The following is a 12,604-nucleotide window of genomic DNA, read 5'->3' on the forward strand; positions in this document are numbered from 1 at the left end:
GCCTCGAAGTCACTCAGGCCAAAGGGCGAATGGTGAGCACCGCCAGGCGATTGATCAAGACGGGATCGTTGCTGTCTTCCCGTTGTAGTGCGAAGTACTGAGGATCCTGCCAGGCGAGACAGCCATCCAATCTGCGGCCATCATTCAGCTCGATCCCGAGCACTCGCTGCTCACGAATCCACGACTGAATCAACCGGATACCGGGCAAGCTGGGATCGAAGCCCGTTGACTCCATGGTGTGGAAGGGAAAACGGAATGTTGTCCGCACTCCAGCAAAGACGCTTGCCAACGTCAATCAGTCCTTGGGGATGCCTGGCTTGTGAACGATTGATCCTTCAGACTGAATCTGTCTTGACCTAACGAGACGACAACACGTCTGAAAGAACCACCGAAGCACTGATCACGGTCTTGTTTTGAACTTAACCACTGAGACAAGAGAGCAGTTACTCATCGCGCTCACGAATCAGTGGGCCTCGATGTTGGATCAGCTAGATGAAGGTGATTTCACACCAGAAGATTTTTATGAAATTCGCAAATTGGATTCAGATGATGAGCTGATTAGGGAGAGTGGATGTGACACCGATCATGAGCTGGATAAATTCATTAATGACTGGTTTTACAGCGGTTTCTGGACAGTGCCCTAGTCAAGGCGATCTGCAGAATTGCGATTCTGAGATTGCATCGCACTATTGATGAGTGTATCGTTTGATTCGGCTTTTCACTGCAATCTTTGGATCGATACCTCTCGTATATCAGGTTCTTCTATTAAATTAATGATGTATTGCAGAGATTATTTTGTTGAATTTTTAGCTTCTTCTGATTTTGCCCCTAGTGGTAATGCTCGCAGGTTGGGCTGTTCTGTCATCAACAACTTGACTCGAGATCTTCAAGAGGTTGAGATGTAAAGCTAGGAATCCGTCAGCATCACTCCGTAGAGCTACTGAGTTGAGCAGGATTGAGGATCGAATATCAGTTTTCGAAATCCTGTAACGTGTTGGTATCACAGGGTTGTTCTGAATGCTGACATTCAGCAAATATCAAGGGCTGGGCAACGACTTCATCTTGATGGAGGGACGTTCCGGTCAATTGTCCGTTGAAATTCATACCCCAGATCCAGGCTGGGTCCAACGCCTTTGCGATCGACGCTTTGGCATCGGAGCGGATGGTTTGATCTTGGCTCTCCCTCCGGAAGGCGATGCCGAGCTGCGCATGCGCATTTTCAACGCTGATGGCTCGGAAGCGGAGATGTGCGGCAATGGAATTCGATGTCTTGCGCGTTTCCTCGCTGACAGTGATGGGGATGGTCCAGGTCGTCGATGGTCGATCGAAACACCCGCTGGTTTGATCATTCCGGAACTTCAGAACGATGGTCAGATCCGTGTGGATATGGGAGCTCCTTTCCTTGATCCCACTTCTGTCCCCACCACGCTCAATGCTGACTCAACGGGTCTTCCGGTGGGTGAACTCACCCTTGATGGAGACACTCTTGCTCTAGCCGCTGTGGGCATGGGAAACCCTCATGCAGTCGTTCCCGTCGATGATCTCAACGCTATTCCCTTTGAACGCTGGGGAGCAGAGCTCGAGTGCCACAAGGTGTTTCCGGCCAAAACCAATGTGCATTTTTTAAAGGTGCACGGTCGTTCTCAGCTCGAAATCAGAGTGTGGGAACGAGGTGCTGGTCCCACGCTTGCCTGTGGCACCGGTGCCTGCGCCACGCTTGTGGCTGCTGTTCTGCTCGGCCTTAGCGATCGACAGGCCACCGTTGAGCTGCCAGGAGGGCCTCTTCAGATCAGCTGGGAGAAGCCTGGTGCATCGGTGTTTATGACTGGACCAGCTGTTGCCGTGTTCGATGGTGTTCTGAATCCTGAACTCGTCCCGTTTCAGAGTTCAACCACTGATGGAACATCGTTAGAGGCTGAACAAGCTGCGTCTCTCAAGGCAGTCAGCAGTGAGCCCGAGAACCGTCAACCAGCTGAAGACTGTTCTGAGGAGGAAGCCCAGTCCAGGGTTCAGGAATTCCTTGCTTCCAACTCGCTGGATTCGATGATCAACATCGCCACGGAGTCCCTGGAACAGCGAACGCTCTCGCGACTCCAACGCGATTCCCAATCCTGAGAGACGTGTGATTTATCTCGATGCTTGCGCCACTGCACCCCTCAGACCTGGGGTGCTTCAACGCATGATCGAGACCCAGGATCAGGCCTGGGCTAATCCCTCCAGCCTTCATGGATTTGGTCTGAAAGCCTCTGAAGCATTGGAGAGGGCCCGCTTTCAGATTGCTGAAAAACTCAGTGCAGATCACAGCGACGTGGTTTTCACCTCCGGAGCCACCGAGTCCATTCATCTTGCGCTTCATGGGCTCGCCGCAACACGTTCGCCAGGCAGGCTTGTGATCTCCTCGGTGGAACATCCCGCCGTCACAGGCGCGGCACGTCTGCTGAGCAAGAGCGGCTGGGATGTGACCGAATGGCCTGTTGATCAGCTGGGCAGGATCAAATTGGAACATCTGGAGGAGCTGTTGGCGCCTCCCACTCAGATGGTCTCACTGGTCTGGGGCCAGGGTGAAGTGGGCACGATTCAGCCCCTGCTGAAGGTTGCAGAAGCTTGCAGAACAAGGGGCATCACGATTCATACCGATGCCACGCAGGTGCTGAGCCAGGGCCTCCCCAGCTGGAAACATTTACCGGTTGATTTGCTCAGTGCTTCGGCCCACAAAAGCGGAGGTCCAAGAGGAATCGGCCTGTTGATGATGCGTCAGTCGTACCGCTCTGAACTGATGCCGCTCTTTTCAGGTGGCGGCCAGGAGGGTGGCCTCAGAAGTGGTACTGAATCTGTCGTTTTGGCTGCCGGGATGGCTGCTGCGCTCGATCAGATCGAGTGCTGTGCTCCAGCCGATCTCGCGCGATCAGGACACGGCGTTGCTGATCTACGCGATGCGTTACGCGACCGATTGCTGACAGATGAACGCTTGATGGTCTGTGGTGATCCAGAGAACCGGTTGCCTCACCACCTTTCACTGCTGGTCTGCGATCACAACGGCCAGCCTGTGTCAGGACGTCGGCTCGTGCGCAGTCTTGATGCCTGCGGATTGGCCGTCAGCAGTGGCAGTGCCTGTTCCTCTGGAAAAGACAGCGACAGCCCTGTTTTGGTCGCCATGGGGCTTCCAGAGACCAAGTGCCGATCCAGCGTCCGACTCAGTCTTGGCCCCTGGATTGAGCGTCAGCACCTTGATGAGATTGTGCATCGCTTCCAAGCCGGACTTGAACAGTCACTCTGCAGTTGATGCTGCAGCGGCTGTACGCTCCGCCCAAACAATTTGACTGAGCCTGGTGAGCGCCGTTCTCCCTGCTGACTTATCCGAAGCTGAACAGCGGACTTTCGTTGCACTGAGTGAGGTTCTTGGCTCCAAACGTCGTGGTCGCTGGCAAGTGACCTGGAAGTTCGAGGGTCTGCGGTTGCTTGGGCCCTCGATCAGGCTGTCTCAAGCCCTGAAGGACAGCGGGATTGGCTTGCTCCTGGCCTGGCCAGATGCAGGAGCAGCAGCTCTGGCCAAGCGTGATGGACCTGAGCTTGCCGACTGCTGCGTTGATCTGAATCAGCTTCAACGCGACCCTGCGTGGTCAGGCCGTGGTGATCTGTTGCTGATCGTCGGCGCTCAACCCAGCGATTACGAAACCGTCGAAGCAATCTGCAGTCAGTGGTTTGAACCGGTCGTGCTGTTGAACAGCCGTCTTGAAGATGCTGCGGTCGGAATCGGCAGCGTGGCTCGTCAGCGTCGAAAGGGATTCATGTCGACCTGGCAATCAGCCTTTCATTTGGAACCCTTTCTCCAAGGTGCTCTGATGCAGGAACATCAGCAGCAATGGGAACTGTTCCGACAGGATCCGGACGGATATCGCTGGGTCAAGCAATTCGATGTCCGTCCTGATCAAGAACAAATTGACCAAGCCCTGGCCGGTGCGGGCGACGGTTTGAGTCAGACCCTCGGGGCGATGGATCGATTCATCGATGATTTGCGTGGTTGATTGCCAGGCCCATCACTTTTAGTGTTGCCGTCTCAAGCTTTCTCCCATGGCCTTCTCTGAACGCCTTCGATCAATCTCCGTGATTGACGCAGCCGCGGCGGTTGTTGCTCTTGTGGCTGTGGGAGGTGTTCTGTGGAGTCCAAAGCTCAGTAACACGGTCGCCAGGGCCACAGGAGCCATCAAACCGGTTGAAGTCACCGTGGACGTCCGTAATACCAGTGCTGCGGATCCGGATCAATTCATTGCGGAAGCTCTCCAATCAGGCCGCACATCACTGGTGATCCGCAATCAGCCCGCTGGAAGCGTGCAACTCATCAGGGTCGACGACATCAGTCGCCAGCTTGCATCCGTCCTCCCAGATGGAAGTGTTGTGATGGCGGATGACCCCAACAGGGAGATTCAGGGCATGCTTGATGCCCGTTTCGTTCTCCAAGGTGACGCCACCGTGACCTCATCCGGTGTTGTGATGGCAGGCACCAAGCTGAAAGTGGGAATTCCTGTAGAACTTGAGGGCCGTTTCTATCGGGTGAACGGAATTGTCAGTGGAGTCTCCCTTCAATGAGAACAGCGTTCCTCACCTCAGGACTTCTTCTGACTCCACTGGCCATGCCCGTGGCTGCCAGTCAGTTGGTTCCGCTGACGATGCCACCGCCGCCACCGACCGAGCAGCCACTCCCCCAGTTGCAGCCAGGTCGTTCGTGTCCAGCTCTTCAAACGGCTCTCAGATCCAATGTTGGGAGTGAAGCGAGGGTTTGGTCCGTCACTGTTCTCAACAGCGATGGAGATGTCCTCGGAACGATCAACGGTGCCGTTCCAAGAATTCCAGCGTCCAATCAAAAGCTCATCAGCACGGCCTACGCCCTCGATCGCCTCGGCCCGGATTTTCGCTTGAAAACCCGTTTAATCCAGAGACCGGATGGTTCGATGGAACTGAACGGCCAGGGAGATCCTGATCTCGGTATCGCAGGTCTTCAGCGATTCGTTCTTGCCGCCCTTCGTCAAGGCGGTGCCAGAGGCAACTCAGTCGCTGGCGTGAAGCTGATGGTGCGTGAAGAGCCACGAAGCAACTGGTGGCCCAGCGATTGGCATCCTGCCGATCGTGGTTATGCCTATGGCGCTCCGATCACACGATTGGCCCTCACCAGCAATGCCGTTGGCGGCGCTGTCAGTGACCCCTACTCGCGGCTCCAGCGACTGTTCCAGCAAGAAGCGCTTCGTCGCGGGGGAACGGTCCAGATCCAGAGGGGTCAACCTGTTGCTGAAACGCTTTCAGCTGTGCTGCAAAACACGGTCGTGTTGCACGAGGAAAGCTCGGCTCCCATGCACGCGTTGCTCAGTCTTGCCAACACTGAGAGCCACAATTTCACCGCAGAAGTGCTCATGCGCCAGGCTTCTGGTCTGTGGGATGTCAGGGCGGCCTCCCGGGCCACAGAGCGCTGGATGTTCGAGCAAGGTCTGCCGGTTCAGGGCCTGCGTGTGGCTGACGGCAGTGGTCTCTCACGCAACAATCGGGTCACGAGCAACACCATCGCTGCTCTGCTGATGCGCATGGATCAGCACCCGTTCGCCGCCTATTACCAAGCCTCAATGGCCATTGCCGGACAGAGAGGCACCCTGCGCAATTTGTATCGAGGCAGCGTTCTTGACGGTCGATTCAGAGGCAAGACAGGAACCATCAGCGGAGTTCGCAGCATTTCCGGTTATCTGCAGACCGTCGATGGACCCAGGTACGTGAGCATGATTTCCAACGGATCGGTCCGCCCCAACACGGTGATGGGGCAAATCCTGCGATCCGTGAAGAGATTCAGCCCATGCCCCTCATCTGTCGCACCCGTGAAGCGGCCCGACGTGCTCGGCTGATTGGGACGGTTTTGCCGTCCTTTGCTTCAACCTCGGATGATTCCGGTCGACCCGTTTGGATTTTGACCAATTCCTGACGTCCGGCAAGAACAACCTGAGCCATCTCTTTGAGTCTCTGCTCGAGTTCACCGAGGGTCTGTTCCGCATAACGGTTGGCCCCGTCCTGAACATTCCCAGCTTCCTGGCGGCTGCGCTGAATCAGCGTTTCACATTGCTGCTGCGTCTGCTGTCGGAACTGCAGAGCATCTTGATGCAGTCGCTCCGCTTCAGTCTGAGCTTCTTTCTGCAGGCGAAGTCCTTCCACACGAATTTGCTCGAGCTCCTGGAGTGACTGCTGCCGATTGCGCTCATGCTGCTCAGTGAGCTGTCGCTTGAGTTCGTTGGCTTCCTGATCGAGCTGTTGCCGGCGTTGCAGTGATTCCTGCTCAAGCTGTTGGCGACGGGATGCGAATTGCTGCTCAAGCTGCGCGTGCTTCGACTGCATGTCCTGCTCCATCTGGGCGGACTGCTGGCGAACGCCCTGCAGCATCTGCTCGCACTGCTGACGAACTTGTTCGCGCATGTCGTTGACCTGACGTTCCGCCTCCTGACGGATGGATGCCTGAGCAAGAAGCTGTTCGCGCTGTTGTTGGGCTTTGTTGACGATCTCGTCGGCCTGTGCGCGCGCAGTGGAAATGAACTCATCCCGCTTCTGGAGCAGTTGGTCAGCCTGCTCGACCTGAGCGGGCATGGCTTCACGCACCGCGTCAAGCAACTCAACTGCATCTTGCTCATTCACGAGCCGTCCACCAATAAAGGGGATGCGACTTCCCTCCAGCACGATCTCCTCGAGCTGGTCGAGCTGGTCGATTACGGAGAACCGGATCTCGCTCATCGCTGCGGTTGGTTGAAAGCCGAATTAAAGAACCTCATGAGGTCCTCCGCCACCACCGGCGGGACCATATGGACAACAGATCCACCGAAACGAGCCACTTCCTTCACCACTGAACTGCTGAGAAAGCTGTAGTGAGCTGATGTGCTGAGGAAGACCGTCTCAAAATCAGGATCCAGTGACCGGTTGGTATGGGCGATTTGCAGCTCGTATTCGAAGTCGCTCATCGCACGCAGACCACGCAGGATGAGACGCGTGCCATTGGATCTGGCGCATTCGACGGTGAGACCGTCAAAACTGATCACACGCACATTGTTGAGATGGCTCGTGGAGAGACGGATCTGATGAAGTCGCTCATCCAGTGAGAAGGCGGGTGATTTCCCAGGGTTCTGAAGCACCGCAACGATGAGTTCCTCCACCAGGGATGATCCGCGTTCGATCAAATCAAGATGACCAAGCGTCAGAGGATCGAAGCTGCCTGGATAGAGCGCTTTCATCGCAACAACCTCAGCGGGAGCTGGACGGATCCTATGCACACCGGCATCACTAGATTCTCGGCATGCCCACCTTGCTCGAGCAACCTGATCGCCTGGAACGTCGGCTGAAGGACATCCCGACCGAACCTGGTTGCTACCTGATGCGTGACGCTGAGGATCGTCTGCTTTACGTGGGCAAATCCAAGAGTCTGCGCAGCAGGGTGCGCAGCTATTTCCGCAGTCGCCACGATTTGAGCCCGCGCATTCGCTTGATGGTGCGTCAGATCTGTGAGATCGAATTCATCGTGACCGACAGCGAGGCAGAAGCTCTCGCGTTGGAATCCAACCTGATCAAGAACCAACAGCCGCACTTCAATGTGCTGCTCAAAGATGACAAGAAATACCCCTATCTCTGCATCACCTGGAGTGAGCCTTACCCGAGAATTTTCATCACCCGGCGTCGACGTTTTCGCAGTCCGTTGGATCGCTTCTACGGTCCCTATGTGGATGTGGGGTTGCTGAGACGAACCCTCTTTCTCGTGAAGCGGGTGTTCCCGCTCAGACAACGCCCCAGGCCACTCCATCAGGACCGCACCTGTCTGAACTACAACATCGGACGTTGCCCTGGTGTTTGCCAGGAGCAGATCAGCTCAGAGGATTACCACCGCACGCTGCGCAAGGTGGCGATGGTGTTTCAGGGGCGCAGTGATGAGCTTCAGAAACTCCTTCATCAACAGATGGAGCGTTACGCCGAACGACTGGATTTCGAAGCAGCCGCAAAAGTGCGTGATCAGCTCAAGGGGCTCGATCAGCTAACTGCAGATCAGAAAATGAGTCTGCCCGATGCCTCCGTTAGCCGTGATGTGATTGCCATGGCGGCCGATGAACGGCTGGCTGCTGTTCAGCTGTTTCAAATGCGTGCAGGAAAGCTCGTTGGTCGACTCGGGTATATGGCTGATGCTTCTAATCAGGATCCCGGCCAGATCCTTCAGCGGGTGATCGAGGAGCATTACAGCCAGGTGGATGCGGTTGAGATCCCGCCTGAGCTGTTGGTGCAGCATCCACTTCTCCAACAGCCATTGCTTGAGGAGTGGCTGACGGAACAGCGCGAACGCAAGGTTCAGATTCACTGCCCCAAGCAGCGACAGAAAGCAGATCTGATTGAACTGGTTCAGCGCAACGCCGACTATGAGCTCCAACGGGCGAAACAGGGTCAGGAGCAACAGGCGCTCGCCACCGAAGATCTGGCTCAGCTTCTGGAACTACCTTCGCCGCCCCGACGCATCGAGGGCTATGACATCAGTCACATTCAGGGCAGCGATGCCGTTGCATCCCAGGTGGTGTTCATTGATGGGCTGCCCGCCAAGCAGCACTACCGCAAGTACAAGATCCGCAGCAGCAGTATCAGGGCTGGTCACAGCGACGACTTCATGGCCATGGCTGAAATCATGCGGCGCCGTTTCCGCCGCTGGGCACGCGCCAAGGCTGAAGGCGTCGATGTCGGAGCTCTGCGACACAGAGGCGGAAGTGCTCTGCAGACCGATGGTCTCAACGACTGGCCTGATGTGGTGATGATTGACGGCGGAAAAGGTCAGCTCTCCGCGGTGATGGAAGCTCTCAGAGAGCTGGACCTGCAGGAGGATCTCAACGTTTGCTCTCTGGCCAAACAGAGAGAGGAAATTTTTCTGCCAGGTGAAAGTCATCCGCTGGAGAGTGAACCCGATCAGCTCGGCGTGGCTCTGCTGCGTCGCCTTCGCGATGAAGCTCACCGTTTTGCTGTGAGCTTTCATCGACAGCAACGGGGTGAGCGCATGAAACGTTCACGTCTGTCTGACATTCCTGGTGTTGGACCGAAACGGGTGAAGGATCTGCTGGCCCATTTCCATTCCATCGACGCCATTCAGCTGGCACCTGTGGAGACCCTCGCTCAGGCGCCAGGTGTTGGGCTGGCACTGGCCAGAGATATCCATCGCTTTTTCCACCCTGATCAGGATGCAGAGCAGGATGGGCAGATTCCAGACCCGGGCTCCTCGACACCATGATCCGTGCTTTCACATTGGCCGCACTGGTGATGGGTCTGATGATCGGTTTGGTCTCCCCTAGCGCGGTCATCGCCTCACCGGGACTCTGCACCGGGCCTGTCTGTGCGGATGACATCACACGCAGCGCCAAGAATCACTGGCAGCTCGTGCTCAAACTCAACGACCAGCTGGGCCATCGAGAAAAGGTCGTGATGAACTGCAGGGCAGGTCAGCTCAGCCCCATGTCAGGTCCGGTGGACAGGGCCTATGCCACATCCATCGGACGACGTGCGTGTCGTCTGGCGGGGGAGGGCTGAGATTGGAGCTCACCGTTGTCTATCCGCATCAGCTGTTTGCTGATCACCCAAGCCTGAACACAGACCGGGCGGTGGCGCTGATTGAGGATCCGCTCTTCTTTGGCACGGATCCGCACTGGCCGATGCAGGTGCACCGTCAGCGTCTGCTGCTGCATCGATGTTCCATGGCTCTCTACGCAGAAGGCCTGCGTGCACGAGGCTTCACTGTGCTGGAACGTCGCCATCTGCAGGCGCCTGACACGCAGGGACATCTCCAGGCTCTCTTCGCCATGGGCTACAAGCACTTCCATCTGGCAGATCCTGTCGACGACGTGCTCAGTAGGCGCCTGAATCGATTTGCAGAACAGAACGGTTGCAACCTCACAATCACTGCCACTCCGATGTTGCTGACGCCGGATTCCGTCATCAACGAGCACTTCGCCACAGGTCGCAAGCCGCTCATGGCCAAGTTCTATGAGATGCAGCGCAAACGTCTGAATGTTCTGCTTGAAGTGGATGGTGGCCCCGTTGGAGGTCGTTGGAGTTTTGATGCAGACAACCGCAAAAAGCTTCCCAAAGGAATCGTTGTTCCTCAGGAACCAACAGCCAGCTCAGCAGCTGTGGTGGACCGGTCACGTCAGGAGCTGGAACAGGAAAATCTGCCGTTGATCGGTCGCTGGGATCTATTTGCCTATCCCCTGGATCACAAGTCAGCGGATGCCTGGCTTCAGACCTTCCTCAGCCAGCGATTGAGAGATTTCGGCTCCTATGAGGACGCCATCAGCACACAGCATCGGGTGATGTGGCACAGCGTGCTGACGCCGATGCTCAATATCGGTCTCTTGACACCTCAACAGGTTCTCGATCGGACGCTTGAACGGGCTGCTGAGGGGGATGTGCCGCTCAATTCACTTGAAGGTTTCATTCGCCAGATCATCGGTTGGCGTGAGTTCATGGCCGCGATGTACAAGCGCCATGGGGTGGAGATGCGCACCGGCAATTTCTGGGACTTCGATGACAGGCCTATCCCCGAGGCCTTCTATCTAGGCACAACCGGTCTGCCCCCAATCGATGACGCCATTCACCACGCTCTGGACACTGGCTATTGCCATCACATCGAGCGTTTGATGCTGCTGGGCAATGTGATGCTGCTTTGCGGCTTTCATCCAAACCGCGTCTACCGCTGGTTCATGGAGATGTTCGTCGATGCCTACGACTGGGTGATGGTCCCGAATGTGTATGGCATGAGTCAGTTTGCTGATGGAGGCCTGTTTTCCACCAAGCCCTATCTCTCCGGCTCGAATTACGTGCGCAAGATGTCGGATTACCGCAAAGGAGAGTGGTGCGACATCTGGGATGGACTGTTCTGGAGTTTCATCAAGACACACGAGGACTTCTTCCGTGGTCAGTTCCGGCTGGCGATGATGGCTCGCAATCTGGATCGAATGGATTCCGACGTTCTGCGGAAGCACCAAAATCATGCCAGGCAATTTATTGAATCCCTATGACATGTCTCGATCAATGAGAGATGAAAGCGTTTAAAAATTTCTGATTGACTCAATCATTTCATCGACTTTTGTCCAATTCGTAAATTCATGGACTTTAGATAGGTCTTTTGGACCATTGGTGATGGCCATAATCAGTAAAATCGCCAATCTGTTGGGACAGTTGAGGCTGGGATAGTCGAGTCTGCCTGCAAAAACACCTTTCAAGTCGGGATCCCATTCGACCTTTTTCAAGAATTTAACGATGTAGGGATTGGTCTCAGGGGTTGCTTTTTCAGGCTTTCTTGCCGTGAGGTTCAGTGAAAAAAATGCCGTCTTTTTCTCAGAGAGCGTATCTTTGTTCTTTGTGACGAATTCATATACGTTTTTTCTGTGGTAGCCATATCTGACACTTGCGCCCAGCAGAACCTCATCAAAATCAGAAAGGTCTTGCTCGGAATCCGTATCAAGTGAGGCAATGGTTATCGCCTTGTCTTCATTCAACTTTTCCTGGGCGTATTCGCAAATATGCTTGGCATGTCCATCAACGGTTGAATAAAGGATTAAAAGCTTAGACTTTTTATCAGACACGCTGGTTTGATGACGTTTGACTCAACTATACTGTTACATGATCAACAAGGCTTGTTTTTTCAACAACTGTAAAGACTGCAGACTCGCTTCACTGTTTTTGTCATGCCTTATTGACGTTAGTACTTGACTTGATCTGTCCTTGTCATTTCTTTAATCATCGTCTCAAGGATTGATTTCAGAGATTCACAATGCTTTGTCAGACATATCGATGTTGCAATCGATTGGTTCCCTTAATCTTCCGAATCGACTGCTCTGCTGATATCATCAACATGAAAAGATCAGTTGTTGATGCTCGTCGGCTGGGAGCGTGTCTTGTCAGTTGAATCTCACCCTCTTCGAGAGGTTCTCAGAGACGTCGGTCCCGACAGCTGCCCTGATATCTGTAATTTCCACTGCCACACACAATGCAGTGATGGCAGTCTGCAACCACTTGAATTAATTAAACAAGCGACAGAACGTGGTCTCAGTCATCTCGCTGTGACTGATCACCACTCCAGTGCTTCATTTCAACCGATGCTCGACTGGCTCAACCAGCGTCGTCAGCGTGGTGACAAGGTTCCGACTCTCTGGAGCGGTATGGAGATCAGCGCCATCCTGCGAGGCTGTCTTGTCCATGTGTTGGCTCTTGGTTTTGAACCTGGGCACAGGGCACTCGCTGTCTACAACAGCGGTGATGCAGCGGTCGGAGAGGATCTCAGAGCGGAGAGCGTCTGCCGAGCGATCCATGAAGCAGGCGGTCTGGCCATTCTTGCTCATCCAGGTCGGTACAGGGTCGGCTTTGCAGATCTGATCGATGCTGCTGCAGAACTCGGCTTTGACGGGGGTGAAGCCTGGTATGACTACGACATGCAAACCCGCTGGAGCTGGTCTCCTGTGGTCTGTGAAGCCATCGATCGTCGTTTGAAGAACCTTGGCCTTTTGCGTACGTGTGGAACAGATAGTCACGGCTTGAACCTGGAAGGTCGCTAAGTTCGACGGAA

At 55.0% G+C, this 12,604-nt stretch carries 14 protein-coding genes; 10 read left to right on the forward strand and 4 right to left on the reverse strand.

The genetic code is table 11. The annotated features are described in order from the left end of the window. Window positions 1–13: 13 nt before the first annotated feature. Window positions 14–235 (reverse strand): hypothetical protein, encoded by a 222-nt coding sequence (locus SynMITS9220_RS06135; RefSeq protein WP_186991533.1) that lies wholly within the window; start codon window positions 233–235, stop codon window positions 14–16. Window positions 236–413: 178 nt separating this feature from the next. On the opposite strand from SynMITS9220_RS06135, the gene SynMITS9220_RS06140 reads away from it, so the two are divergent. The 6 genes from SynMITS9220_RS06140 to SynMITS9220_RS06165 all read left to right on the forward strand — a co-directional run bounded on the left by SynMITS9220_RS06140 (window position 414) and on the right by SynMITS9220_RS06165 (window position 5,885). Next, entirely contained in the window at window positions 414–644 is a 231-nt protein-coding gene (locus SynMITS9220_RS06140; RefSeq protein ID WP_186991536.1) for a hypothetical protein, read from the forward strand. Window positions 645–1,017: 373 nt separating this feature from the next. Then, on the forward strand, window positions 1,018–2,115 hold the full coding sequence (dapF, locus tag SynMITS9220_RS06145; RefSeq protein WP_186991540.1) for a diaminopimelate epimerase: 1,098 nt from the start codon (window positions 1,018–1,020) through the stop codon (window positions 2,113–2,115). Between the two features lie 7 nt (window positions 2,116–2,122). Continuing rightward, on the forward strand, window positions 2,123–3,283 hold the full coding sequence (locus tag SynMITS9220_RS06150) for a cysteine desulfurase family protein (protein ID WP_370594381.1): 1,161 nt from the start codon (window positions 2,123–2,125) through the stop codon (window positions 3,281–3,283). Between the two features lie 46 nt (window positions 3,284–3,329). After that, a complete protein-coding gene (locus SynMITS9220_RS06155) occupies window positions 3,330–4,025 on the forward strand; it encodes a DUF1995 family protein (RefSeq protein ID WP_186991543.1) in 696 nt (231 codons plus the stop codon). 46 nt (window positions 4,026–4,071) lie between these two features. Then, window positions 4,072–4,587 (forward strand): DUF4330 domain-containing protein, encoded by a 516-nt coding sequence (locus SynMITS9220_RS06160; RefSeq protein WP_186991545.1) that lies wholly within the window; start codon window positions 4,072–4,074, stop codon window positions 4,585–4,587. Next, window positions 4,584–5,885, forward strand: coding sequence for a D-alanyl-D-alanine carboxypeptidase/D-alanyl-D-alanine-endopeptidase (locus tag SynMITS9220_RS06165; RefSeq protein WP_186991548.1), 1,302 nt, complete (start codon window positions 4,584–4,586; stop codon window positions 5,883–5,885). The genes SynMITS9220_RS06160 and SynMITS9220_RS06165 overlap by 4 nt, the downstream gene beginning before the upstream one ends. Here the strand turns inward: SynMITS9220_RS06165 and SynMITS9220_RS06170 are convergent. Together SynMITS9220_RS06170 and coaD are read right to left on the reverse strand one after the other, a co-directional pair. Continuing rightward, window positions 5,830–6,759, reverse strand: a complete 930-nt coding sequence (locus tag SynMITS9220_RS06170) for a hypothetical protein (RefSeq protein ID WP_186991551.1) — start codon at window positions 6,757–6,759, stop codon at window positions 5,830–5,832. The genes SynMITS9220_RS06165 and SynMITS9220_RS06170 overlap by 56 nt on opposite strands. Next, the gene (gene coaD, locus SynMITS9220_RS06175) at window positions 6,756–7,253 is read right to left on the reverse strand and encodes a pantetheine-phosphate adenylyltransferase (protein WP_115126490.1); all 498 of its coding nucleotides are present in this window, start codon (window positions 7,251–7,253) and stop codon (window positions 6,756–6,758) included. Before coaD ends, SynMITS9220_RS06170 begins: the two co-directional genes overlap by 4 nt. A gap of 62 nt (window positions 7,254–7,315) precedes the next feature. Here coaD and uvrC point away from each other — a divergent pair, with 62 nt between their 5' ends. Genes uvrC through SynMITS9220_RS06190 form a run of 3 tightly spaced genes read left to right on the forward strand, consistent with a single transcriptional unit; the run spans window position 7,316 to window position 11,057 of the window. Beyond that, the gene (uvrC, locus tag SynMITS9220_RS06180; RefSeq protein WP_186991554.1) at window positions 7,316–9,274 is read left to right on the forward strand and encodes an excinuclease ABC subunit UvrC; all 1,959 of its coding nucleotides are present in this window, start codon (window positions 7,316–7,318) and stop codon (window positions 9,272–9,274) included. Between the two features lie 29 nt (window positions 9,275–9,303). Further along, the gene (locus tag SynMITS9220_RS06185; protein ID WP_255483282.1) at window positions 9,304–9,570 is read left to right on the forward strand and encodes a hypothetical protein; all 267 of its coding nucleotides are present in this window, start codon (window positions 9,304–9,306) and stop codon (window positions 9,568–9,570) included. A 2-nt stretch (window positions 9,571–9,572) separates the two neighbouring features. Continuing rightward, window positions 9,573–11,057: a cryptochrome/photolyase family protein gene (locus SynMITS9220_RS06190; RefSeq protein WP_186991950.1), complete on the forward strand. Its 1,485-nt coding sequence runs from the start codon at window positions 9,573–9,575 to the stop codon at window positions 11,055–11,057. A gap of 30 nt (window positions 11,058–11,087) precedes the next feature. Here the strand turns inward: SynMITS9220_RS06190 and hemG are convergent, their stop codons facing one another. Next, the gene (hemG, locus tag SynMITS9220_RS06195; RefSeq protein ID WP_186991560.1) at window positions 11,088–11,624 is read right to left on the reverse strand and encodes a menaquinone-dependent protoporphyrinogen IX dehydrogenase; all 537 of its coding nucleotides are present in this window, start codon (window positions 11,622–11,624) and stop codon (window positions 11,088–11,090) included. A gap of 288 nt (window positions 11,625–11,912) precedes the next feature. Here hemG and SynMITS9220_RS06200 point away from each other — a divergent pair, with 288 nt between their 5' ends. Next, the gene (locus tag SynMITS9220_RS06200) at window positions 11,913–12,593 is read left to right on the forward strand and encodes a PHP domain-containing protein (RefSeq protein WP_186991562.1); all 681 of its coding nucleotides are present in this window, start codon (window positions 11,913–11,915) and stop codon (window positions 12,591–12,593) included. Window positions 12,594–12,604: the final 11 nt, after the last annotated feature.

This window comes from Synechococcus sp. MIT S9220 (assembly GCF_014304815.1).
GTDB lineage: Bacteria > Cyanobacteriota > Cyanobacteriia > PCC-6307 > Cyanobiaceae > Synechococcus_C.